This window comes from Streptococcus hongkongensis (assembly GCF_053206145.1).
This window is the reverse complement of the sequence record NZ_JBRUGD010000001.1, coordinates 57,472-82,469: the sequence shown is the minus strand read 5'-3', so window position 1 is coordinate 82,469 and position 24,998 is coordinate 57,472. Positions and strand designations below refer to the sequence as shown.

The following is a 24,998-nucleotide window of genomic DNA, read 5'->3' as shown; positions in this document are numbered from 1 at the left end:
CATATAGAATAGGACTTAAATAAGTCTTAAATAGAATAATTCTAATCAAAATTTAGCAAATTTTAAGGAAAGTAGCCAAAAAAATCTAAGCATACGCCTAGATTTTTCTATTATTTACGCTTTTTCTTAGCTTTTTTAATTTTGTTGGCTTGGCGTTTCAAAGCTTGCTTCATGGCGAACTGTCCAACTTTACCTTTTAAACCACCGCCCATGAGTTGACTCATATCCATATCTGCTCCAAAAGCAGATAAATCGGGCATGCCACCTTGCCCCATCATATTATCAAAAGCTGACATATCTGCTCCACCCATGTTAGGCATATTGTTAGGAAGTTTGTTAGGATCAATCCCCATTTGCTTCATAGCTTTATTCATATCGCCAGACATAACACCTTGCATCATACTCTTAGCTTGGTTGAAGTCTTTAATAAATTTATTAACTTCGACAAAGCTGTTGCCTGAACCAGCGGCAATCCGACGACGACGACTTGGGTTCAATAGTTCAGGATTTTCACGCTCAGCAGGTGTCATTGAAGAGACAATAGCACGTTTTCTAGCAATTTGCTTTTCATCTACTTTAATATTAGCTAAAGCAGGATTTCCAGCCATACCAGGAATCATCTTTAAGAGATCTTCCATAGGTCCCATATTTTGAACTTGGTCTAATTGATCAATAAAGTCATTGAAATCAAATGTGTTTTCACGCATTTTCTCTGCCAACTCTAATGACTTTTGCTGGTCATATTCTTGACTAGCTTTTTCAATTAAGGTTAAGAGATCACCCATCCCCAAGATACGACTTGACATACGATCTGGGTGGAAAGTTTCAATATCTGTGATTTTTTCACCAGTACCCGTAAATTTGATTGGTCGACCAGTAATTTCACGAACAGATAAAGCTGCTCCACCACGGGTATCACCATCGATTTTAGTAAGTACAACACCGGTGATTTCTAATTGCTTATTGAATTCATCCGCAACGTTAGCCGCTTCTTGACCGATCATACTATCAACGACAAGAAGGATTTCGTTTGGATTAGCCAATGCTTTAACATCACGTAATTCAGCCATTAACTTCTCATCAATTTGAAGACGACCAGCCGTATCAATTAAGACATAATCATTACGGTTTTCACGCGCTTGTTCCAATCCCTTTGTAACAATCTCGATAGCTGAATGATCTGTTCCCATGTCAAAGACAGGAACATTAATTTGCTGTCCAAGAGTTTTCAATTGGTCAATTGCAGCTGGACGATAAATATCAGCAGCAATCATTAATGGACGTGCATTTTCTTCTTTAATTAATTTGTTAGCTAATTTACCAGCAAAGGTCGTTTTACCTGCCCCTTGCAAACCAACCATCATAATAATCGTTGGAATTTTTGGTGATTTAATTATTTCTGAAGTTTCAGACCCTAGAATTTCAGTCAATTCTTCATTTACAATTTTGAGGATTTGTTGGGTTGGGTCCAATGTATCAATTATTTCATGTCCGACAGCACGTTCACGAATACGTTTGATAAAAGTCTTAACAACAGGTAAAGCAACGTCGGCTTCAAGTAAAGCCATCCGAATCTCTTTTGTAACCTCTTGAACATCCTTCTCAGATAACTTTTTCTTACCTCTGATATTTTTAAAGACACCCTGTAGGCGTTCCGTTAAGCTCTCAAATGCCATAATTACTCCTCTTAATCTCTATTATCTATACTTGTTAAAATGGAAACTTGCTCTTGTAAGAAGGTATCTTGGGGATACTTATCTGTTATCGCTTCAAAAATCTCACTACGAACAATATAGTCTGAGTACATATGTAACTTCATTTCATAGGTTTCAAGAATTTTCTCAGTCCGTTTGATATTATCATAAACAGCTTGACGACTAACCCCAAATTCCTCAGCAATTTCAGCAAGGCTATAGTCATCTGCGTAATACAATTCAATATAGTTCATTTGCTTGTCAGTCAAGAGCGCAGCATAAAACTCAAAAAGAGCATTCATTCGATTTGTTTTTTCAATTTCCATAAGCTTAATTTTACCATACAATCAGGGATAATAACAATAGTTAATCATTATTGTGGCCTTAAAGTCAACTTTCTCAAAAAAAGAAAAAAGGTTGCCACTTAAAAGCAAACCTCTTTATCATTTCAGTTATTTTCCAAATAGAATTCAAAACGGTCACCAACATACTGGCTACGCACATACTCAAATGGATTCCCGTTGGTAAAATAGGATACTTGGGTCAAAGCTAATATGGCGTGGCCTCTGCTAACAGCTAAATACGATGCCACCCGTTCACTTGCAGCCTTTGCATAAATCGTTTGCCGGCTTTTGCCAATTTCAAAACCATTGGATTCTAAAGTCTTAAAGAAATGTTCTGTAATATCTTCACGCAGAAAGTTTTTGATGTACTTTTCTGGAATAGAAGCCACTTCAAAAACAAGCGGGATGTTGTCGGCAAAGCGAATCCGTTCCATTCGAATCACGTAGTCTGAGGCTTGTAACTGTAGTTCTTTAATCTCTGTATCACTGGCTAATTGCTTTTGGTAAGAAATCAGTTTAGATGATGGTGACTTGCCTTGTGAATTAACAATTTCTGTAAAACTTGTCGTGCCACGCATTTTTTCCTGGATCCGTTGACTAGCTACATAAGTGCCACTACCAATTCGTCTTTCTAGTATCCCTTCTTCCACTAATAAGGTAATAGCCTGCCTCAAAGTCATACGACTAACTTCAAAGCGTTCAGCTAATGTCCGCTCACTCGGTAGACGATTACCAATCGGCCAAATCCCATCATCAATATCTTTCTTTATAGCATCATGGATTTTAATATAAGCTGGTAGCATTTCCCACTCTCCTCAAGACTTTTAATGACTCTATTTTAACATAATTCTACTCCTTTTGGCGAAGAAAATAAGGGAATGACAAAGCTAAATCTAATCAAAAACGTTGTTAGTAACCAAAACATTGGTAGAGGGTGGAAAATGGATTGTCTTCAGTACCCATGATGGTTTATGCGGAAAACTATTAACTAAACTATTTTGGAAATAGTTGCCATCAATCGTTACTTGACCAACTTTTGAGGAGTGTTGCCCAATCGATGCCCCATAAGCAACCAATTGACCAGTTTTATCAACATATGGTACAAATTGATTGTTTTTAATAACAATACGATCACTAAGGTATCTGAAATTATTATAAATGGTATAATTGGGATCGATAGCCTTTATTAATCCTGCATCCCAAATGCCATTTTTTTCAGCAGCATCTAGCTGAATAGCTTCCGCATAAAAATTGTGAAGATTTTTATCTTGCTTTCTTTCTGAGATAGGCGTTAACTCTGGAGCAAATCCTTCAAAGCGATTCTCTTCAAAGTTTGACTCTTGCAAGGAACCTAAATCAAAAATATGGTTGCCTTTCATTTGAAGTAATGTAAATGTATTATGATGAATATACCAATTACTTCCATGATTAGCCATAATTAGTAGCTGTCCCCCACGCTTCAAATCTTTGGCTCTAAATTGAATATGTGAGAGCTCAAAATTACTGACACCATCTTGGGGTAAGGGGCCAGTCGCTAACCCAAACCAGTAGGAAGAGTGATTAATGATGAGTTGCGTATCATTGCCTACTAAAGAGGTGTGGGATGGTAAAATGAAGTAATCCTTCCTTGGATACTTACTGCCAATCATATAGTTACCTTTGGGTAAAAATATATCTGTTTGTTTTTGTTTACTAGCAAAAGCAAATGCCTTCATCAACTCTTTATTGTTCGATTGGCTATTATTTTTTGATTTAAAATGCACAAAGTAGGTCTTGCGAAGTTGCCCCTCATCTTTTATGAGACTTTTACCTTTATCTCTTCCAGTTGCTAGTAGTTGATAAGATGATTGAATCTTACCTTCTCTCTGGTACACTTGGACCTTCTGTATTTTATACAGTTTATGAGAGCTAACGTATCTGGTTCTCCCATGATTGATTACTAGCTTATCCAAAATAGTCACAATATCATTTTGTTTGAAAGCTGCCTGTTTTGTCACTTTCTTTATATGAGCGTGTTTAACAGTATCTTCAACAATCTGACTTCCATTGAAATGAAGGATTGCGTAATAACTGTTACCGTGTTTCCTTGTTATGTTGGAAATTATCCCAGACCTAGGAGAGCCATTTGTCCCCTCAAATTCAACTTTATCATTAAGGGAATAGCTTTGCTTTAAGCTAGAAGATACCTGAGTTGACTTAACTGCAAGGTGAGACTGCATGATGCTATATAAAGAAACAATTACAACTAGTAAAAGTAAAAAAATGTTTACTTTTTTAACTTTAATCATACAGATACCTCATTATCAAAACATTAAACTAATAGAGTTAGAGAATATAGAAAATTCTCAAACAAGTATCTTCTCTTTAGCTTACAATTACCTTAAAATAAGAAATTTCTCTCATAAACACACACGTACATACCTAACTAAAATAAAAGTAATGTTTGGATTTAAGACAAAATAATAAGAAATTAATAATGAATATTTGTTCAAAGTATGCTACAATGGGAGGGAAAAATCTCAACCAGTTGTTGAGATAAATGAAAGGATTACAATGACTGAAATTTCAATGTTGAAAGACATTCAAAAAATTATCGTTCTTGATTATGGTAGTCAGTATAACCAATTAATTGCACGACGTATTCGTGAATTCGGTGTATTTTCTGAATTAAAGAGCCATAAAATCACTGCAAAAGAACTTAAAGAGATCAATCCAATTGGGATTGTCTTGTCTGGTGGACCAAACTCTGTCTACGCTGACAATGCTTTTGCTATTGACCCAGAAATTTTTGAACTTGGTATTCCAATCCTTGGAATCTGTTATGGCATGCAACTCATTACACACACACTTGGTGGTAAAGTTGTTCCTGCTGGTCAAGCAGGTAACCGTGAATATGGTCAATCAACACTGCACCTACGCTCAGAATCTAAATTGTTTGCTGGTACGCCAGAAGAACAATTAGTATTAATGAGTCATGGTGATGCTGTTACTGAAATTCCTGAAGGTTTCCACCTTGTTGGTGATTCAAATGATTGCCCTTACGCTGCAATGGAAAATACGGAACGTAACTTCTACGGAATCCAATTCCACCCAGAAGTAAGACATTCAGTATATGGTAATGATATTCTTAAAAACTTCGCTGTTTCTATCTGTGGCGCGCGTGGTGACTGGTCAATGGATAACTTCATTGATATGCAAATTGATAACATCCAAAAACAAGTTGGTGACAAAAAAGTCCTTCTTGGTTTATCAGGTGGTGTTGACTCTTCAGTTGTTGGTGTCCTTTTACAAAAAGCTATCGGCGACCAATTAACCTGTATCTTCGTTGACCACGGTCTTCTTCGTAAAGATGAAGGTGACCAAGTTATGGGCATGCTTGGTGGTAAATTCGGTCTTAACATCATCCGTGTGGATGCAAAAGATAGATTCTTAGATCTACTTGCTAGTGTCGATGATCCAGAGAAAAAACGTAAGATCATCGGTAATGAATTTGTTTACGTCTTTGACGATGAAGCTAGTAAACTGAAAGGTGTAGACTTCCTGGCACAAGGAACACTCTATACTGATATCATCGAATCAGGCACAGAAACAGCTCAAACTATTAAATCACACCATAACGTTGGTGGTCTTCCAGAGGACATGCAATTTGAATTGATTGAGCCTTTAAACACTCTTTTCAAAGATGAAGTGCGTGCGCTTGGTATCGCACTTGGTATGCCAGAAAATATCGTTTGGCGTCAGCCATTCCCAGGCCCAGGCCTAGCCATCCGCGTCATGGGTGCCATCACTGAAGAAAAATTGGAAACGGTCCGTGAATCAGATGCCATCTTGCGCGAAGAAATTGCAAAAGCTGGTTTAGATCGCGACGTATGGCAATACTTCACTGTCAATACTGGCGTTCGCTCCGTTGGGGTTATGGGAGACGGCCGTACATACGACTACACCATTGCCATCCGTGCTATCACTTCTATCGACGGTATGACAGCAGACTTTGCACAACTACCATGGGACGTCCTTAAAAAGATCTCAGTCCGCATCGTAAACGAAGTTGACCACGTCAACCGCATCGTCTACGACATCACAAGCAAACCACCAGCAACAGTTGAGTGGGAGTAAACAAGTATAGTATACTTGTTTAGCCTGAGCCCTGAAACTGAAAAGCGAGGGGAATATTAAAAGGAAACAGAAATGTTTCCTTTTTGTTATTTCTTATTTTTAGATTCAATGCTAATTTTAATCACACGGTCCATGTGAATGACATTCTTTTTCATATATGTTGGCGACGCAGATTCAAAAATTAAATAAACTAAATCATTTCTCCCAACAATTTGTTCTAAATAAGGTGGTAATGTAATGCTTGAAATGGCATTGTCACTTCCTAGTTCACTTGTATTATCTGATAACTTATTTTTAAAAATATATAATTTTGAATTCTTTGTCCCAAATGATTGTGATAGCAAAATATTGTCTTCAAAAAATGAAATTCCCTGAACTCTAGGTATTGTCTCATAAATTTTCCTAGGCTTTACAGTAGCAATTGTATTAGCCTGAAATTGTAGAGAACTAATTGGAATTTCAGCCAGCTTGCCTGATTGTGCTTTATTAAAATATCCAACATACAGCGTGTTTTTATAATACGTCATATAGGAAGCTAACTTTATACCAACAATATCTATTTTTTCTCTAAATTGAATAGGTCTTTTCGTTTGATTAACATCATAACTTTCAATATCATGAAGAGAAAGAGATTCGATTTGTGCTTGATTTTTATTGTTTATTGTTGAAACCCAAAGTTTATCATGGTCATCATCATATGTTAGTGCACCAACATGGTCGATATCATCTAAACACAGAGTCTTTAAATACGTACCAGTGTCAATATCAATTACCCAAATGACTGAATTATAGGTTTTACTTTTACTGTATGCTGATATTAACATATATTTATCTTCTACAATCGAAAGTCCTTGTGGATCCATGTCTGTTGCCGTTTTTAATTTACCTTTGTCAGCCCCACCATGAACAAATGAAAGAGTCTTTTTCAAACCAGGTATAACATAAAATGGTTGATCTGTTCCAGCAACCAATGTTTCTGTAACTTCAGGGTAATGTTTTTTAAGTAATTTTTTAAATTGTTTTTCCGAATAAGCTGCTGGATTAGTATTTGTTCCATTAGACATGACAACTTTGGGTGGCAATTGATTAACGTAAATAAGCACCATAAAAAGTAATAAACTAACTGACAAACTGACAAAAAATCTTTTCTTCATAATTATCTCCCAGTCTCATTGTAACATAATTTACAACTTGATTTCTTAGTGTATTCCTATTTGTAATTAAATAATATGATAAAATCACACCCAAATCTATTAAACGTGTTAAAATATCAGTCCATTCTTCTACAAAAGTTAAGCAAATCATGTTATACTATTATAGATTCTCAAAATTTTTATTCTCGGAGGAATGATGTTAGAACTTTTACACATTACAATTATCTTAGTTGCCAGTCTTTTAGCTGTTCAATTTTCTAATCGCATTGGTATACCTGCTGTTGTTGGGCAATTGCTTGTTGGTATTTTAATCGGACCTGCCGTTCTCAACTTTGTTCATCAGGGAGAATTAATCTCCTTTTTATCTGAACTTGGCGTTATTCTTCTCATGTTTCTTGCCGGCATGGAAGCCAATTTAGGACTACTTAAGAAATATCTCAAACCTAGTCTTATTGTTGCTATCTCAGGGGTAGTCATACCAGTTGCAGCATTTTATCTCATCACATTAGCCATGGGCTATCAAATAAATACAGCTATTTTTTATGGCATCGTTTTTGCAGCAACAAGTGTATCTATTACTGTAGAAGTTTTGCAAGAATATAACAAAGTTAAAACTAATACTGGTGCTGTCATCTTAGGCGCAGCTGTTGCAGATGACATCATCGCCGTTTTACTCTTAAGTTTCTTCATTTCAAGAAGTAAATCATCAGGTGGGTCATCAAGTCAGCTTATCTTTGAAGTACTCGCGCAACTACTCTTTTTACTCTTCTTGATCGCTCTCGTCAAATACATTGTTCCAACACTATTTGCACTCGTTAACAAATTTGATGATTTTGAAAAAAATACGTTTTTGGCATTATTACTTTGTTTCGGAACAGCACTTCTAGCTCATAGCGTAGGTATGTCTGCTGTTATTGGCTCATTCTTCGCTGGACTTGCGATCGGTCAAACCAAATATGCAACGGCCATAGAACATGAAATTTCAATCTTTGCCTACATCTTCTTTATCCCAATTTTCTTTGCCTCAATAGCTTTGCCATTAAAACTAGATGGAATCTTCAACAATTTACCAATGATTACCCTCTTCACCGTTTTAGCAGTTGCAACTAAATTGATCCCTGGCTACCTTGTTGGTCGTTCCTTTAAGTTTTCGAAAATGGATTCTCTAACAATTGGTGGCGGCATGGTTAGCCGTGGTGAGATGGCCCTGATTATTGTACAGATTGGCTTAGCGGATAAACTTATTTCCAGCCATACCTATTCAGAACTGGTCATTGTTGTTATCCTATCAACTATCATTGCACCATTTATACTGAAACAATCCTTTAAAAAGTAAGAAAGCCCCTTGGGCTTTTTTTAGCGGCATTTTCTCAGTAAGCATCCTCAATCGCTCTATACCAGTTTCTTATTAGATACTTTGATATCATTTATACATGTATTAATTAAATTTATACATCAATTATGGTATTATTATCCGATTTAGTCTCCTCATTTTATTGACATGTCTGATATATTCATGTATTCTAATATTTAGTTATAAAAAGGAGACGTCATGAATAAATCGGATACAAAAACATTCTTTGGACACCCTCGTGGCTTGTCCACTCTCTTTTTCACTGAGATGTGGGAAAGATTTTCATACTATGGCATGCGCGCCATTTTACTATATTATATGTACTATAGTGTTACGGCTGGTGGGTTAGGATTTGATAAAGCTACCGCAGCTTCCATTATGGCTATTTATGGCTCATTGGTTTACCTATCTTCCGTTTTGGGCGGCTATATTAGTGACCGTATTTTAGGTAGTCGTAAAACTGTTTTGTACGGTGGTATCTTAATTATGCTTGGACACATAGCCCTAGCAACGCCATTTGGCAAAACAGCACTTTTCCTTTCAATCGGCCTCATCATCTTGGGGACTGGGCTTTTAAAACCAAATGTTTCTGATATGGTTGGTAGTCTTTACGATGAGAAAGATTTGCGTCGTGATGCCGGTTTCAGCATTTTTGTTTTTGGGATTAATTTAGGGGCATTCATTGCACCGGCACTTGTTGGTTACCTTGGGCAAGAAATCAATTTTCATCTTGGGTTTTCACTGGCTGCTTTTGGGATGTTTATTGGTTTAATTCAGTATGTTCGTGATGGTAATAAATACCTGTCTGCTTCTAGTCTCGTTCCTAATGATCCCTTATCAGATACTGAAAAATCAGTCTTACTAAAAAGAACGACCCTTACTTTGGTGGCAATTATCCTGTCACTGATCCTCTTGCAAGTCACTGGCCACTTATCTATTGGTTTGGTCATTAACTTCTTCACACTAGTTGCTATTATTATTCCCATTTATTACTTTATGACCATTATCAGAAGTGATAAGATTACTAGCGAAGAGCGCTCGCATGTGTATGCTTATATCCCTCTCTTTATTGCTTCAATTCTTTTTTGGTCAATTGAAGAACAAGGGTCGGTTATCTTAGCCTTATTTGCTGACGAACAGACACGCCTTTACTTCACTTTCTTTGGCCATCATATTAATTTCCCATCATCTTACTTCCAAAGTATTAACCCTCTTTTCATTATGCTTTATGTGCCAATTTTTGCATGGTTATGGGCTAAACTTGGAAGTAAACAGCCTTCTTCAGCTAAAAAGTTCTCTTATGGCTTAATGGCCTCAGGTTTGTCATTCTTATGGATGATGTTACCAGTCATCTTCTTTGGAACAAATGCAAAAGTTAGTCCCATGTGGTTAATTATGAGTTGGGCTATTGTTATTGTGGGTGAAATGTTGATTTCTCCAATCGGCTTATCAGTGACTAATAAGTTAGCCCCTAAAGCCTTTAAAGCACAAATGATGTCGATTTGGTTCTTGAGTAATGCTGCTGCGCAAGCACTCAATGCGCAATTTGTTAAATTCTACACTGTTCACACAGAAGTAGCCTACTTTGGGATTGTTGGTGGGATAACGATTCTATTTGGTATCTTACTACTCTTTTATGTTCCAAAAATTGATAAGCTCATTAACGACTAAACCTGAAAAACAAGCTAAATTACATAGCTTGTTTTTTTGTTAGCTTATGATGGTGTCATCACTTTTTATAGGATTGATGACACTTTCACTTGAAAAGATTAGTGATTTACGATATAGTTAATGTGAACTATCAGAAAAATTAGGAGGATATGAAGATGCCAAGACATAGCACGTCAGCTCAAACTAAATCTCGTGACATAACCGTTTTAGGAAAATCATATCCTAATTTCACCGTAGCCTGTCGAGAGTTTGGCATACGTCCTAAAAAAGTCACTACCGTTGCCAGTCGCCTATCCATCTCACGAGAAGAGGCCCTTGAAAAAGTCATTAACGGCTTTGAATTAAGCACAGGCCCTATTTTTGAAATCAAAGAAAATCGAGACCCTTCCAAATTAAACAACAGAATCTTTAATTTAAGAATGGCCTTAGGCGAAACAGACAAAGAATTTGCAGACCGATTTAACATTTCCCTGTCCTCTGTTAGCCACTGGGAAGTCGGACGCTCAAAACCTAACATTACAATCTTAAAAGAAATGGCAGAATTAGCAGACCAAAGTTTTGAAGAATTTTATTTCGGGAAGTAAGAAAAACACTTAGTATGAGAATACTAGGTGTTTTTCTGTTATCTATTGGTCATAATCAAGAATTTATAGCTTCATTCTCCTAACAAATCATCCAATTTTGGAATAATCTCCTTAGGATCTGTTTTGGGTGAGAACCGTTCAATAACTCGCCCATTTTGATCAATCAGAAATTTGGCGAAATTCCATTCAATAGTTTTACCAAGTAATCCCTTCTTCTCTGATTTCAACCATATAAATAAAGGGGCTGCTTCTTTACCATTAACTTTCACTTTAGCAAACCTTGGAAAGGTGGTTTGATAATTAAGAGTGCAAAAATTATTAATCTCCTCAACAGATCCAGGTGCTTGACCAGCAAATTGATTACAAGGAAAGTCCAGAATGACAAATCCCTTAGATTTATAGTGATCATAGATTTCTTGAAGAGCCTCATATTGAGGTGTCAAGCCACAACCAGTTGCTGTGTTCACAACAAGGACTACCTTGCCTTGAAACTGTGCCAAAGACACGTTTTCTCCATTTTGGGCCTTAACTGTAAAATCATAGAGTGATGTCATACTAATTTCCTTTCAATCATGGTTTGTTAGAATTAGAATATCACTAAGTGACACAAAGTTAAAATATAAGGTCTTATCCATATAGAATAAATGTAATTGCATGAAAACCCAAATTGTTCTTACCATTTTATCAGAAATGCTCTCTAACAGATAAGGTGTTTTCAAATAGACGATCATAAAATCTTAAAGTGAATACATTAAGTTAACCTTTTATTTCTTTTTTGCTTTGGAACTAAAGAGGTATAAAAATGAACCTAGTGTACCTAGAATACTTAGTAAAATCCAATGAATCATAGGAATAAAACTATCTCCTGTTTGAGGAAGAACTTGACTATTATGATGATTTAACTTCGCTTCTTTCACTTTTGACTCTTTGTGATCCGACAGTTCAAGATTTGGATTAAGGTCCGTATCCATATTTTTGGGTTTTTCAACCAATTGGTTTTGAGTCATATCTCCTAACGCATTAGCTTTTGAAACATTTGCTGATTCTATTGGCACAGAAAGGGGGCCATTGATGTCTGTTTGCGTATGATGTTTACCTTCTTTTTCTTGTATTTCCTCAGCTTTTGTTTTCTTTAACTCAAATGGTTGCTCTGAATCTTTTGTATCAGCAACTACTTTACTTGCTTCTTGACTTGTTTCTTTAGTTTTCTCTACACTTGAATCTGCTAAAGGGACCTCTTCTCCAATTTGAGTCAGATCAGTATCAATGGTTGAGCTAGTAATAGTATGATTTGCTTCAGTTTGAATGGTTTCTGAATTACTATCAATTTCTTCTGCTTTTTCATCAATTGTAGGATTATCAAGATTTGAATCATTACTTGCATTCTCTTTTAGATTATTAACAGGAACACCACTAGACTCTGTAGGATTTTCACCTATCGTATCCGTAGACTTGTCCCTTTCTGGGGATACTTCTTTTGTTAAGCTATTTAAAGCATCACTTTTAGAATCCTCCTGACTAATTGGACGTATAGACTCATTAGATTCTTCAGAATGATTTGAATTTTCTTTGGAAGTTCCCTTAGTTGTTCCTTCTGTTGAACTAGCTTTATTGTTAATTGATTCCACACTAACCCCACCCCCTTCTTCTACTTTGGGATTATTGGATGGTGTCACTTCATGGGTAATTGTAACATTTTCCAGATTCCCATGAAATTGTTGGTTTGGATTTTTAAAAACCAGATTTAATTTTTTAGGTTTTGCTTCTCCAGCAAGAAAATCTTCTGATAAAGACTCCATTTTAGAACCAAGACTTAATTTTTCTAGGTTAGGAAGGTTAAAAAAGGTATATTTTCCAAGCTTAGTTACATTCTCTGGAAGATTTAACTCTTTCAATTCGTAATTATTATAAAAAGCTAATTTACCAATAGTCGATAAGGATTTTGGTAAATTGATTTTTTCAAGATCTGTTAAACCTCTAAAAGCAAAATCTCCAATTGTTTTTAATCCCTCATTCAGTACAATTTCTTTTAAATTATTTGAACCTTCTTTTTCATAAGAAAATGCGTCAGCTTCGATATGTTTTAAGCTTTCAGGTGCCTTATAAATTGCTGATTTCTTAGAAATAGGATACTTAATGAGCTTTTCTTTCCTAATATCATATAAACTGCCATCTTCAGAACTATATTCAGTATTTCCTTTTTCTACCGTAATATCTGACACTTTAGATTTTTGGAAAACATTTTTCCCTAAGTAAGTGACTGATTTTGGAATGGTAATCTTTTCTAAATAATCTGTTGAAGCAAAAGCTTTATCACGGATTGTTCGCAATTGACTGTCCGTCGGAATTAACATTTCTTTTAAATATGAAAAATCAAAAGCCCCTTTTCCTAAAGAAACGACGGTTTTAGGAAGATTAAATTTTTCCAAATGTGAAAAGTTAAAGGCATTATCATCAATGATCATTAATTGACTATCCTTATCAAAAACGATCTCCTTTAGTTTTGTTGTGCCTTTAAACGCTTTTGTTTGTATTTTTGTTACTGATTTTGGAATAGTTACTTTAACAGGATTGACAGAACCAGAGATTTCTCCACCTTCTCCCTCTGAAACTTCAAAAGCGGATTCGCCGATTTCTGTGACTTTGAAAGTAAAGCCTTGATGCTTCACTTCTTCTGGAATAACAATCTCAGCTTTATCATTTGTGATAGGACTTGAGCCATCTCCAACTTGTAAAGTTCCAATTTTTTTATCATTATCAAGGGTAATGATTTTGTAAGTAATCTTTTCAGAAGTAAAAGACTTCCCTACTTCAATAGGCCTTGATACTTGATTTGCCTGTACAACCGAATGATTATTGTTTGCTGTGAAAACATTTGGACAAACAATAGAGACTCCACAGGTAAGGCTACAAATAAGAAGTGCTTTATTTATCTTCTTTTTATTCACTGACATATTTTACTCTTTTACTAAATTAAACGCGTTTAATAATATTATTAAGTATACTTAATAATATTATGATAGGTCAATTTTAAGGAGAAGTCAAGCATGAAATTCAAATTATTTTCTAAAGAAATGAATCGTCTTGTTTAATTTTGATTGATACCATTAAAATCATCACTTTTAAATAGATGATTTTCAAAAACTAATTGATCTTGACTATTATTCTTCATCTTCTAACTCTGTATATTTTTTTGACAAACCCTTACTTTTTGATATTGGGTATTTTAGTTCATTACTTTTAATTTTATTTTCGATAATTTCATCAATATTTAAATTTAAGTTATCAGCCATCATGTATGAGTAAATCAAGACATCTGCTAATTCTTCTTTTATTCTATCAATTGAATTTTGCGTGACTTCTTTACTATCTTTCTATTGAAATAATTCCAATAGTTCGTTCGCTTCTAATGATATTGAAATAGCTAAATCCTTTTCATTATGAAATTGACGCCATTCCCGATCATCTCTAAATTTATTTATTAAAGAAACTGTATCCATGTTTTTTCTTCCTATATTATAGTTTTACATAAATCCTTCTCCATTATATCATAGATAGCAGTTAGAAATTCTAATAGATTATAGTTTTTCTAAGCTTGTATTGCTAAACAATCAGACTTGTCTTAATAGGCCCAGTCAAATAAAAATGAAGAGACACACAATAGCAAAAAATTTATTTTATCTAAACAGATTTTCGTGTTCTTTCTTATTTTTTCATAAATATTTTTTCATTTTTTTGTATAAGGGGCTTATACATTTGAGACTATTTGAAATAGTCTGATAAATTGACTGAAAGTTTTTGACAATTCACTATTAACAGTGCTTTTGATGGCTTTATCTTTGATTTGTCTGTTAATTTACATCACTGTCACTTCTCATTTTTTAATGTCAAATTGTATAATTGCATACTTATTATAGTATATTTAATAGTCTGAATTTTCTCTATCCTAACACTTTGCTAAAAAGGGCTTTCTTCTATTGACAGAGATTTCTGTGTGGCTATAATTAATCTTGGGGATGCCCATAGAAGGAGAAAGTATGTTTGCCTTAGGGACTTTAATTGATGCTTCTGCTATTTTATTAGCAGGGCTTATTGGTAAATATTTTGGACAGCAACTAAATGAACGTCATCAAGAAAGTTTAAGTATGGCAACTGGTGTCAGTGTTCTTTTCATTGGTATATCCGGTGCTATGTCTGGTATGTTGCAGATGTCCCACAAAAGTTTAATAAGTGGCGGTAGCATGTTAGTTGTTGCCTGTTTAGCTTTAGGTGCACTTGTTGGCGAAGTGATTAATATTGAGGGCTCTTTTGAAGCATTCGGGCAATGGCTAAAAGTAAAAAGTGGCAACAATAAAGATCCTGACTTTGTGAATGCCTTTGTCATTGCCACGCTCACTGTTTGTATTGGTGCCATGGCAGTTATTGGCCCACTCCAGGATGGGCTGAAAGGGGATATCAGTCTCCTCTTAACCAAGAGCGTTCTTGATTTCATTATTATCATTATTTTATCCTCATCACACGGCAAGGGAGCGGTCTTCTCTGCATTTCCAGTCCTAATTATTCAAGGCACTATCACTGCTTTTGCTCAGATTTTAAAGCCTATTATGACAACTGCTGCTCTAGCTAATGTGTCACTCGTTGGTTCCATTCTTATCTTCTGTGTCGGCTTAAACATTATCTTTGACAAGCGCATCCGTGTAGCAAATATACTACCGGCCCTTGTCTTTGCTGCCATAGTCGCTTACTTTTAACTATCAAAAAGCACTCCGCGTGGAGTGCTTTTAGCTGTTTATGGGTTAACCAGTTGATTGGTTACTAAATTAAAGGAGATGTTTTTCCCGTTTGCTTGAAATGAGACGTTAGGACCAAAGGTCATCTGATCGATACTTATGTTATATTTAAGAGAAATAGCAATTAAACGATTTTGAGCAGTAGTCTTATCTAAACCATATTGCTTAGCAATTTGTGCCATTTTTGCATCATAATGATCAACTTCTTCCACCTCATCTTCTTGCTCAGCAACTTCTTCTTTAGCTGGCACATCAGCCTTCTCGTCAGCCACATCTGCTGGTTTTTCTTCCTCTTTTGGAATAGCTGGCGCCTCAGGTTTCTTATCAACATTGACAGCATTTCCTGATTTCAAGGTATAAAGAACTGGGTCATTGACGTTAACTAATCTCAAGTCAACACTTGGTTTACCATCTGTATAAACGATATGTTCGATACGCATGAGACGTGTCCGTGGGACTTGGTAGTGACGAGCAATATAATCTAATTTATCATCATCAGCTGTGCGATAGCTCTTTTCTTTAGAAAAATCTAATTCATCATAATCTAAAGGCAGTTTAATTGCATTTAATGCAACTCGTCTAGTAGATCCATCCTCAGCATAGATAACTAATTCTCTACCATCTCGAATAATATCATTAGTATGGTATGCCATTTTGGCTTGACTCATTTTTAACTGAATAATAATATCACGATAGTCCTCCTGTGAGCCAAAGAAGTCGCTTGTCAACTTAGTTGGAATATCATTTAGCTCCATTGTGTGGCTATGATTACCATGAGGAATAATAACTTTATCACCTGTAACTTTTAATTGATCAACAGAAAGGTTATTTTGCAAAGCAATATATTGTAATTTCTTAGCCAGTTCTTCCTTTGTATACGAAGAGTCAGTCACCTTGGAAATCTTGCTACCTTCTTTGTTAATAGCATCTTCTAATTCTTTAAGTTCTGAATCCTCTAATTCACTATAAGGGATGTAATGTTCATGACCTTCGTGCGATGCAGTTACCCCATCTTTATCATAACTTAAAATGGAGTCAATATTAAAATGGTAACCATCACTTGTATTGTATACCTTACCGTCCTTACCTTGTTTAGTTTTAACAATTGACCCATCTGTTAACACAATGGTTTTTGTTGCTGGTTTAGTATCAACGGGTTTCGGTACTGTAGGACGGCTTTCTTTGGGGGCATCAGTATAGGCTTGACCTGATAAATGCATATCAGCCAATTCAATTTCTAAAGCACTTAATTGAGATGTTGGAACGACATGCCAATGATCACCATGGGGAATAACATAACCTCGATCAATTTTCTTGGTCACTTGATTGGGATCAAAGAGTAAGCCGTCGTCTTCTTGATGGCGTTGATTTTTAGGTAAGGCATACAGTTGGTTCAGTAGGTCTTTGTAAGCAATTTTACCTTTAGGTATTACTTGTTTAGAACCAGGTTGTGGTTTTACTGACTGATTAGGAGGAGTAACTTCGACTGTCGGATGACTTGGTAGGAATTGACCTGGTATCATTGGTTGGTAAACAGGTCCATAGCTAGGTATGTTACCTGAATGATTTACAATTGGCTGCGCTACAGCTATCTGAGATCCTGTCTGGCCTTTTCCATGTTTACTGTCCCAAATTGCTTGTGCTGCATTGCGTTCGCTAGCAGATAAATCTGATTTAGGAATGTAATGGAAATGATTACCATGTGGTACTAAAAAGGCATCACCAGTATCCTCAATCACATCACCAGGGTTAAAGATATAACCATCATCAGTCGTGTAGCGCCCATCTTGCTTGGCTAATGAAATTGCTTGTTTTGAAGCGAATCCTTGTTTTAGGTCAGATTGATAACTAGAATGCTTCCGATTGGACTTGGCCTCTTCAGAACCCTTCTCAGCTTGTTTAGCAATTTGTTCCTTTGTTCTAATGTTCTTTTTCTTGCTACCTTCTTTCAAGTATAGATAGTACTTACCATCCACTTTGATAATGTACCCATCACTTACTTCATTAATAACATCACTTTTATTGAAGACATAATTCGGATCCTTCATAATCAACTCTTCACTGATGAGCGAATCATATGGAACTTTACCATTGTAATAATGATAATGGTCTCCATGTGAGGTGACATAGCCTTTATCAGTAATCTTGACAACAATTTGTTCAGCTGAAATGCCTTCTTCCTTATTGATATCATCTTGTGTCTTATTTGAGACAGCATGTGCTTTTGTATTTTTGTCTGATTTGCTACCAGTAACATAAGCAACAGCACTCTCATTTGAGTGTTTAGCTTGATATTGACCTAAAGCATATCCTGCTCCACCGAAAATAAGGGCTAAGCTAGCACCAGCACCTAATAATTTTTTGTGTTTCATTAATTCCTCCTACTTTCTATCTTTTGATAACCCACCCATAAACTTAACTGGTTAAGTTTATGGGTGACACTTGTCCTTGGTTTAAGTTAAATCAACTATTTCGTTAACCAGTTAAGTATAATACGGTTTTTTACACTTGTCAAGTTTATTCTAATAATATGAGACAACATTAAAAAGGCAGAGAAGCTGCCTTTTTAGGATTATCCAATTAAACTCTTAAAGAAATCAACGATTTGTTGCCAAATGCCTTTACCAGTTTCGACTGCCTTTGTGGTATCAAGATTAATTCCTTTGAAGGCATTGCCAGATTTAGCAACGATTGACTCTTTTAAAGAATTCAAGGTCTTAGTAAAATCACCACTTGTGATGATACCAGAATTAGACAAATTAAATGCAAAATTATTAATCATTGTGATTTGATCCTGCGAAATGACTTGGTCTAATTTATATTTTGCGATAGTATCAGTTACAATTTTTTCAACATCTTCTTTGGTTAATTGCGATCCACCTTTTGCCACTTGTGATTTGATATCTGTTAAGGCTACATTCAATTTGTCAGCATCATAGCCGTTTTTACCTTGGTTGTTAGCATTAATATCAGATAAGGCTTTCAATTCTTCTTGCGCCAGCTCTTTATTTTTTTGAGGTATCTGTGCCCCCTTTTCTTCTAGCGAGTAATAGATTCCCGCTAGAGCCGATTCACCTGTAACAGCTATAGGTGCAGCGATACTAATATCAGCATGCTCAATACCAAGTGTTACTGCTGCATTTCGGTACATATCTTGTGTCACTTTAGTGATCTTATCAGGTGTCACAATCTCAACCGTCAACACTTCTTTGGCACCCAATTTCTTAATCTTTACAGAAGAGTAGAGTTGGATACCTGGATCATCAGCAACATTCATTATCTTAGCATAAGCCGATGTGGTCAGTGTTTTGATTTGAGTATCATTAGCAGCATTATAGCCTAACAGATTTAAGGTGGTTTGTCTTTGGGCGTCATCTAATGAATAGCCAAGCACATAATCAGGCTGAACATACCCTTCATTAATAACCTTTTGAACATCACTAGTAGCAGCAGAGGCTGGCGTAGCAATGATTGCTGAGGCAAAAGCAAGACCTAGTCCTGCAAGCATAAATTTTTTTCTTATTGTCATTAGTTGTCTCCTTTGGAGTATTTCCCTATTTTTCAAAATCTCATGTGTCTATTATAACATCTTCGCATTTAGAAGACGATTAAAAACTTGAAACTAATAGAAGACAAATGACACCGACACCACAATCCTACGAGTCTGGGACAACTATTCTCAAACTCTCTTTTTTATAGATTTATGTATGTAAGACAGTGGTTGAGTGGGCGGGACGACAAAATTAAATTTCTACGAAATTACTAATTTTTGTCACACTCTCATTCATGTAATTCCAAAGGTAGACCATCAGGATCAAAGAAAAAAGTCATTTTTTTGCCCGTATAGTCATCAAACCGTAAAGGCTCGACTGGAATTGCTAACGCCTTTAGTTCATCAATATAGGACTCAATATCCTCAACATAAAAAGCAAGGTGTCTTAAGCCACAGGCTTCACGGTCAAATTCTGGACGCCCAACCCGTTTTGGTGGCGCCGTGAATTGAGGATCAGTTGTAGAGTTCCCAAAAATTTCAAGTTCAATCTCACCACATTTTAAGTCTAATTTATAATCATGACGCTCAGGGCGATGATTTTCTCTAATTATCTCAAAGCCCAGCTTATTAACATAAAAGTCTTTTGATTTGTCATAATCAGAAACAATAATGGCTACATGATGAATAGCTGTTAATTTCATTTGTCTTCCTTTCTAGCAAAAAACAGGATTGCTCCTGTTTTTTATTCTATAGCAACTTGATTGTAAGATTTACTAAAGTAATTGAGGATTTTTTCAGGTGCCCCCTTATAAGACATTTCTTCTTTTAGAAGACCCTTAACAACAATTCTTTCAGTTGCTTCTGCATCTGTACATGTAATTAAAGTAATATCCTTTACTCCTGGAGTATCATTTAGAACATCAACACGATCAGGTGTCACTCGATTTACTGAATTAATATCGTAACGGTAAATCTTTTCCTTATCTGTGACATAGATTGGCATTCCAATTTTGGCATTTTCTAAAGGCGAAAATAACATTTTTGAGGAACCAACCATACCAAAGATGTGATGACTAGCTAATGAGTAGTTATTGTCACCACCCATAACTTGACCCTCTTTCATTGTCCCTGCGCCATAAAGCAATTCAACATTGCCAAGACCTTTAAATATCGGTAGGTTAATACTAACATCTGGTATGGCAATACCACCAATTACTGGAAGCTTTTGTGCTGCCATCTGAGCTTCTACAACTGTTTGTGTATCTACAGCTTTAACGCCTGCAAAGTCAAAACTTGTTTTAGCTGTTTTATTTTTCTCAATGGTCTTTTTGCTAACACGACTGACTTGATATTTGTTAGAATTCCAAGCAATCATAGTATTGCGAATTGATTTATTAAAGAGCAATCCCAGTCCTACAACTAATAAAATGAGAGATAAAATTATCCGAATTTTATTACCAAGACTTGCTTTCTTTTTTGGGGCCATTTTTAATCCTCACTTGCTACTTGTTCACTTGAATCAGTGGTTAGTTGAGAGCTTACATTTGCGTCACTAGCTTCAGCAATTTCCTCTTCTGCTTCTGGTTCAACTAAAGCAAAGGTAACAATTTTAGCATCCTGATCTAATCTCATGACTCTAACACCAAGTGTTGCTCGACTAGTTTGAGAAACATTTGCAATTGATGTTCGGATAATAACACCTTTATTAGTGATAACCATCATGTCCTCATCACCAGATACTGTTGTTAAACCTGCTAGTGGGCCATTCTTAGCGGTGATATTAGCTGTCTTGATACCTTTACCACCACGACCCTTAGTTGGATACTCAGAGGCTGCTGTACGTTTACCATAACCATTTTCAGTAATGATTAGGACTTCTTGGTCATCAGTGATACGTGATGCTCCGACAACCATGTCTTCGTCACGGAGTTTAACCCCACGGACACCAGTTGCTGAACGTCCCATGTTACGGATAGATGATTCATTGAAGCGTACAGAGTAGCCTGAACGGGTACCAATGATAATGTCTTCAGTGCCATCTGTTAATAGGACATTGATTAACTCATCGTCTTCTTTCAAGTTCAGAGCTCTCAAGCCATTTTGACGAATGTTATTAAATTCTGAAGCACTTGTCCGTTTTACCACTCCGCCTTTAGTTGTGAAGAAGAAATACTTATCTGCTGCTTCAACTTTACGAGCATTGATAATGGTTTGAATGGTTTCCCCTTCGTCAAGCTTCAAGAGGTTGACAATTGGTAGTCCCTTAGCAGTTCTTCCATATTCAGGGATTTCATATGCTTTCAATCGATAAACACGTCCCTTATTGGTAAAGAAGAGCAAAGTATCATGAGTACTTGTTGACACTAATTCACGAACGAAGTCGTCATCGTTAACACCGGTACCTTGTACACCTCGGCCACCACGTTTTTGGGCTCTAAATTCATCTTGAGCTAAGCGTTTGATATAACCGTTGTTAGATAATGTAATCAGTACATCTTCTTCTTCAATCAGATCTTCATCCTCTAAAGAAAGAACCTCACCTACCATTAATTCCGTACGACGAGCATCTGCATACTTGCGCTTAATCTCATCCATTTCTTCAATAATGATAGCTTTGACACGTTCTGGCTTAGCCAATATATCCGCCAAATCAGCAATTAAGGCAATTAAAGCATCGTATTCAGATTGAATCTTATCACGTTCCAAACCAGTTAAACGGCGAAGACGCATATCTAAGATAGCCTGACTTTGACGTTCAGAAAGCTCAAAACGTTGCATTAACTCGGCTTGGGCAATAACATCAGTCTTACTATTACGGATAATGGCAATAACTTCATCCAAGTGATCTAATGCAATAAGTAAACCTTCTAAGATATGAGCACGCGCTTCGGCTTTATCTTTATCAAATTGTGTACGACGTGTAATAACTTCCTTTTGGTGGCTGATATAATTGTCGATGATTTGACGAAGCGATAAAATCTTCGGAACACCGTTTTCAATAGCAAGCATATTGAAACTAAAATTAGTTTGTAAACTTGTTAATTTGAAAAGATTATTTAAAATGACATTAGCTGACGCATCTCGACGTACTTCAATGACAAAACGAACGCCCTCACGACTAGATTCATCGCGTACTGCTGTGATTCCTTCAATTCGTTTTTCTTGTGCCAAACGGACAATATGCTCATGAACTTTTGTTTTATTTACAGTATATGGAAATTCTGTTACTACAATACGTTCACGACCAGTTTTAGTCGTTTCAATTTCTGTTCGTGATCGCAACACAATTGAACCACGTCCAGTATCATAAGCTCTATGAATACCAGAACGCCCCATAACCAATGCGCCAGTTGGGAAATCTGGTCCAGGAATGACTTCCATCAAGTCTCGTGTTGTCGCTTCTGGTTTTTCCATTACCAATTTAACAGCATCAATCGATTCGCCTAAATTATGTGGCGGAATATTAGTTGCCATCCCAACGGCAATACCAGTTGCTCCATTAACCAATAAGTTTGGAAAACGCGCTGGTAAAACAAGTGGTTCTCTTTCACTGCCATCGTAGTTTTCTTGGAAATCAACTGTGTTTTTATTGATATCACGGAGCATTTCTAGAGCAATTTTACTCATTCTTGCTTCGGTATAACGCTGTGCAGCGGCACCATCACCATCCATTGAACCAAAGTTTCCGTGCCCGTCAACAAGCATATGACGGTATGACCACCACTGTGCCATCCTAACCATAGCTTCATAAATAGACGAATCTCCGTGTGGGTGGTATTTCCCCATAACATCCCCGGTAATACGGGCAGACTTCTTATGAGCTTTATCAGGTGTTACACCCAATTCATTCATCCCATATAAAATACGACGATGAACTGGTTTTAACCCATCACGTACATCTGGTAAGGCTCTGGCTACGATAACACTCATTGCATAGTCAATGAATGATGTCTTCATTTCCTTTGTCAGATTAACGTCAATTAAATTTTTATCTTGCATCTAAGGAATGCTCCTTTTCTAGTCCATACTCTATTTAATTATACCATAAATACAAGATTTTTGTGCTTTGGGAGCGCTATCAGAAAACTATTTTCATTTTTTTCGTGAATTTAGTGACAAACTTTTTTCAAAATGCTAAAATTGAATTGTATGGGGCTTCCCTCTAAAAAAATTAAGGAGATGTTTAGAAATGACTTTAACTAAACAACACAAAAAAGTTATCTTGGTCGGTGATGGTGCCGTTGGTTCATCTTATGCCTTTGCATTAGTTACTCAAAATATCGCTCAAGAACTTGGTATCATAGATATTTTTAAAGAAAAAACGCAAGGGGATGCTGAAGACCTAAGTCACGCACTTGCTTTTACTTCACCAAAAAAGATCTACTCCGCCGATTATTCAGACTGTCATGATGCTGATCTAGTTGTATTGACAGCTGGTGCTCCACAAAAACCAGGGGAAACTCGTCTTGACTTAGTTGAAAAGAACTTACGTATTAACAAAGAAGTTGTTACGGCAATTGTCAATTCCGGTTTTAATGGTATTTTCTTAGTTGCGGCTAACCCAGTTGATGTCTTAACTTATTCAACATGGAAGTTCTCAGGATTCCCTAAAGAACGTGTTATTGGTTCAGGTACATCTCTTGACTCAGCTCGTTTCCGTCAAGCACTTTCAGATAAAATCGGTGTTGATGCCCGTTCCGTTCACGCTTATATCATGGGTGAGCACGGTGACTCAGAATTTGCGGTTTGGTCACATGCTAACGTTGCTGGTGTTAAATTAGAGCAATGGTTACAAGATAATCGTGATATTGACGAAGCTGGTCTTATTGATATTTTTGTATCTGTACGTGACGCTGCTTACTCAATCATCAACAAAAAAGGTGCAACTTTCTACGGTATTGCTGTAGCTCTTGCACGTATTACAAAAGCTATTCTTGATGATGAAAATGCTGTACTTCCACTTTCAGTTTTCCAAGAAGGTCAATATGAAGGCGTAACAGATTGTTACATTGGTCAACCAGCTATCATTGGTGCTTACGGAATTGTACGTCCAGTAAACATCCCATTGAACGATGCTGAATTACAAAAAATGCAAGCTTCTGCTAAACAATTAAAAGAAATTATTGATGAAGCTTTCAAAAAAGAAGAATTTGCGGCAGCAGCTAAAAACTAATCTTAACCATAAAAGACGACTTATCAGTGTCGTCTTTTTCTGTCAATTTATAACAATAAGAAAAGGTCCCTATGGACCTTTTCTTATCTCTTGATATACCGTAGCATGGCAATGCCATCAGTAATTGTTGATTCTATCAGTTGTAACTTGTGTTCTTGGTCATTTCCTTTGAATAAAGGTCGACCTTGTCCAAGGATTGTTGGGATGATGCCAATAATGTACTGATCTATCATATCGTTATCGATCATCAATTGGACCAAATCTGCTCCACCGAACAACCAAATCGGCCCACCTTCTTCTGCTTTAAGGGCTTTGATATCATCTAACACCGTTGAGGTAAAGTGAAGATTTGGTCTGTCCGAAAGTCTGTCCTGATGGGTTGCCACGTAAAATTGTTTCTGTTCATGGCCATCAATCATTTCTAGTGGACAGTCATCATAGGCTTTGCGCCCCATGATAATCGTGTCACATGAGGCAAAGAAGTCTGGGTTATCAAACTGTAATGGGGTATCAAATTGGTCAGTCCCATGCCCATCTATCCAGTCATAAGTACCATCTTCTTTAGCAATAAAACCATCTAAGCTCATGGCGATATTTAAGACTAACTGCCTCATCTAATCCTCTT

At 36.3% G+C, this 24,998-nt stretch carries 19 protein-coding genes and 1 pseudogene; 6 read left to right on the top strand and 14 right to left on the bottom strand.

The window, feature by feature from the left end; genetic code table 11:
* Positions 1-110: 110 nt before the first annotated feature.
* The 4 genes from ffh to ACVRZD_RS00360 form a co-directional block, all read right to left on the bottom strand.
* The gene (gene ffh / locus ACVRZD_RS00375; protein WP_447450154.1) at positions 111-1,676 is read right to left on the bottom strand and encodes a signal recognition particle protein; all 1,566 of its coding nucleotides are present in this window, start codon (positions 1,674-1,676) and stop codon (positions 111-113) included.
* A gap of 11 nt (positions 1,677-1,687) precedes the next feature.
* Positions 1,688-2,020 carry a putative DNA-binding protein gene (locus ACVRZD_RS00370; protein ID WP_037624512.1) on the bottom strand — a complete coding sequence of 111 codons (333 nt, stop codon included), beginning with the start codon at positions 2,018-2,020 and terminating at the stop codon, positions 1,688-1,690.
* A gap of 122 nt (positions 2,021-2,142) precedes the next feature.
* Positions 2,143-2,841 (bottom strand): GntR family transcriptional regulator, encoded by a 699-nt coding sequence (locus tag ACVRZD_RS00365; protein WP_037624511.1) that lies wholly within the window; start codon positions 2,839-2,841, stop codon positions 2,143-2,145.
* 90 nt (positions 2,842-2,931) lie between these two features.
* Positions 2,932-4,326, bottom strand: a complete 1,395-nt coding sequence (locus tag ACVRZD_RS00360; protein ID WP_230588914.1) for a hypothetical protein — start codon at positions 4,324-4,326, stop codon at positions 2,932-2,934.
* Positions 4,327-4,591: 265 nt separating this feature from the next.
* On the opposite strand from ACVRZD_RS00360, the gene guaA reads away from it, so the two are divergent.
* Positions 4,592-6,154: a glutamine-hydrolyzing GMP synthase gene (gene guaA / locus ACVRZD_RS00355; RefSeq protein WP_037624509.1), complete on the top strand. Its 1,563-nt coding sequence runs from the start codon at positions 4,592-4,594 to the stop codon at positions 6,152-6,154.
* A gap of 86 nt (positions 6,155-6,240) precedes the next feature.
* Here guaA and ACVRZD_RS00350 read toward each other — a convergent pair whose 3' ends face one another.
* Positions 6,241-7,308: a hypothetical protein gene (locus ACVRZD_RS00350; RefSeq protein WP_037624507.1), complete on the bottom strand. Its 1,068-nt coding sequence runs from the start codon at positions 7,306-7,308 to the stop codon at positions 6,241-6,243.
* 196 nt (positions 7,309-7,504) lie between these two features.
* On the opposite strand from ACVRZD_RS00350, the gene ACVRZD_RS00345 reads away from it, so the two are divergent.
* The 3 genes from ACVRZD_RS00345 (at position 7,505) to ACVRZD_RS00335 (ending at position 10,917) form a co-directional block, all read left to right on the top strand.
* Complete coding sequence (locus tag ACVRZD_RS00345) at positions 7,505-8,644, top strand: cation:proton antiporter (RefSeq protein ID WP_447450153.1); 1,140 nt, start codon at positions 7,505-7,507, stop codon at positions 8,642-8,644.
* Between the two features lie 216 nt (positions 8,645-8,860).
* Complete coding sequence (locus ACVRZD_RS00340) at positions 8,861-10,333, top strand: peptide MFS transporter (protein WP_037624506.1); 1,473 nt, start codon at positions 8,861-8,863, stop codon at positions 10,331-10,333.
* A gap of 155 nt (positions 10,334-10,488) precedes the next feature.
* Positions 10,489-10,917: a helix-turn-helix transcriptional regulator gene (locus ACVRZD_RS00335; RefSeq protein WP_037624505.1), complete on the top strand. Its 429-nt coding sequence runs from the start codon at positions 10,489-10,491 to the stop codon at positions 10,915-10,917.
* A 71-nt stretch (positions 10,918-10,988) separates the two neighbouring features.
* Here ACVRZD_RS00335 and ACVRZD_RS00330 read toward each other — a convergent pair whose 3' ends face one another.
* The 3 genes and pseudogenes from ACVRZD_RS00330 to ACVRZD_RS00320 form a co-directional block, all read right to left on the bottom strand.
* Positions 10,989-11,471: a glutathione peroxidase gene (locus ACVRZD_RS00330; RefSeq protein ID WP_037624503.1), complete on the bottom strand. Its 483-nt coding sequence runs from the start codon at positions 11,469-11,471 to the stop codon at positions 10,989-10,991.
* 210 nt (positions 11,472-11,681) lie between these two features.
* Complete coding sequence (locus ACVRZD_RS00325; RefSeq protein ID WP_052128090.1) at positions 11,682-13,871, bottom strand: leucine-rich repeat domain-containing protein; 2,190 nt, start codon at positions 13,869-13,871, stop codon at positions 11,682-11,684.
* Between the two features lie 207 nt (positions 13,872-14,078).
* Positions 14,079-14,417 (bottom strand): annotated as a pseudogene (locus ACVRZD_RS00320) (nucleotide pyrophosphohydrolase).
* A 537-nt stretch (positions 14,418-14,954) separates the two neighbouring features.
* On the opposite strand from ACVRZD_RS00320, the gene ACVRZD_RS00315 reads away from it, so the two are divergent.
* Complete coding sequence (locus ACVRZD_RS00315; RefSeq protein WP_037624500.1) at positions 14,955-15,668, top strand: DUF554 domain-containing protein; 714 nt, start codon at positions 14,955-14,957, stop codon at positions 15,666-15,668.
* 38 nt (positions 15,669-15,706) lie between these two features.
* On the opposite strand, the gene ACVRZD_RS00310 is transcribed toward ACVRZD_RS00315, so the two are convergent.
* From ACVRZD_RS00310 to gyrA, 5 genes are all read right to left on the bottom strand, one after another.
* Positions 15,707-18,079, bottom strand: coding sequence for a pneumococcal-type histidine triad protein (locus ACVRZD_RS00310; RefSeq protein ID WP_447450152.1), 2,373 nt, complete (start codon positions 18,077-18,079; stop codon positions 15,707-15,709).
* Between the two features lie 200 nt (positions 18,080-18,279).
* On the bottom strand, positions 18,280-19,236 hold the full coding sequence (locus ACVRZD_RS00305; protein ID WP_447450151.1) for a DUF1002 domain-containing protein: 957 nt from the start codon (positions 19,234-19,236) through the stop codon (positions 18,280-18,282).
* Positions 19,237-19,487: 251 nt separating this feature from the next.
* A complete protein-coding gene (gene gloA2 / locus ACVRZD_RS00300; RefSeq protein ID WP_037624499.1) occupies positions 19,488-19,901 on the bottom strand; it encodes an SMU1112c/YaeR family gloxylase I-like metalloprotein in 414 nt (137 codons plus the stop codon).
* Between the two features lie 41 nt (positions 19,902-19,942).
* Positions 19,943-20,686 carry a class A sortase gene (locus tag ACVRZD_RS00295; RefSeq protein WP_037624497.1) on the bottom strand — a complete coding sequence of 248 codons (744 nt, stop codon included), beginning with the start codon at positions 20,684-20,686 and terminating at the stop codon, positions 19,943-19,945.
* 2 nt (positions 20,687-20,688) lie between these two features.
* Entirely contained in the window at positions 20,689-23,199 is a 2,511-nt protein-coding gene (gene gyrA, locus ACVRZD_RS00290; RefSeq protein WP_447450150.1) for a DNA gyrase subunit A, read from the bottom strand.
* 190 nt (positions 23,200-23,389) lie between these two features.
* Between gyrA and ACVRZD_RS00285 the strand changes: the two genes are divergently transcribed.
* Entirely contained in the window at positions 23,390-24,373 is a 984-nt protein-coding gene (locus ACVRZD_RS00285; RefSeq protein WP_037624495.1) for an L-lactate dehydrogenase, read from the top strand.
* An 83-nt stretch (positions 24,374-24,456) separates the two neighbouring features.
* Here ACVRZD_RS00285 and ACVRZD_RS00280 read toward each other — a convergent pair whose 3' ends face one another.
* Positions 24,457-24,987 carry a dihydrofolate reductase family protein gene (locus ACVRZD_RS00280; RefSeq protein WP_037624493.1) on the bottom strand — a complete coding sequence of 177 codons (531 nt, stop codon included), beginning with the start codon at positions 24,985-24,987 and terminating at the stop codon, positions 24,457-24,459.
* Positions 24,988-24,998: the final 11 nt, after the last annotated feature.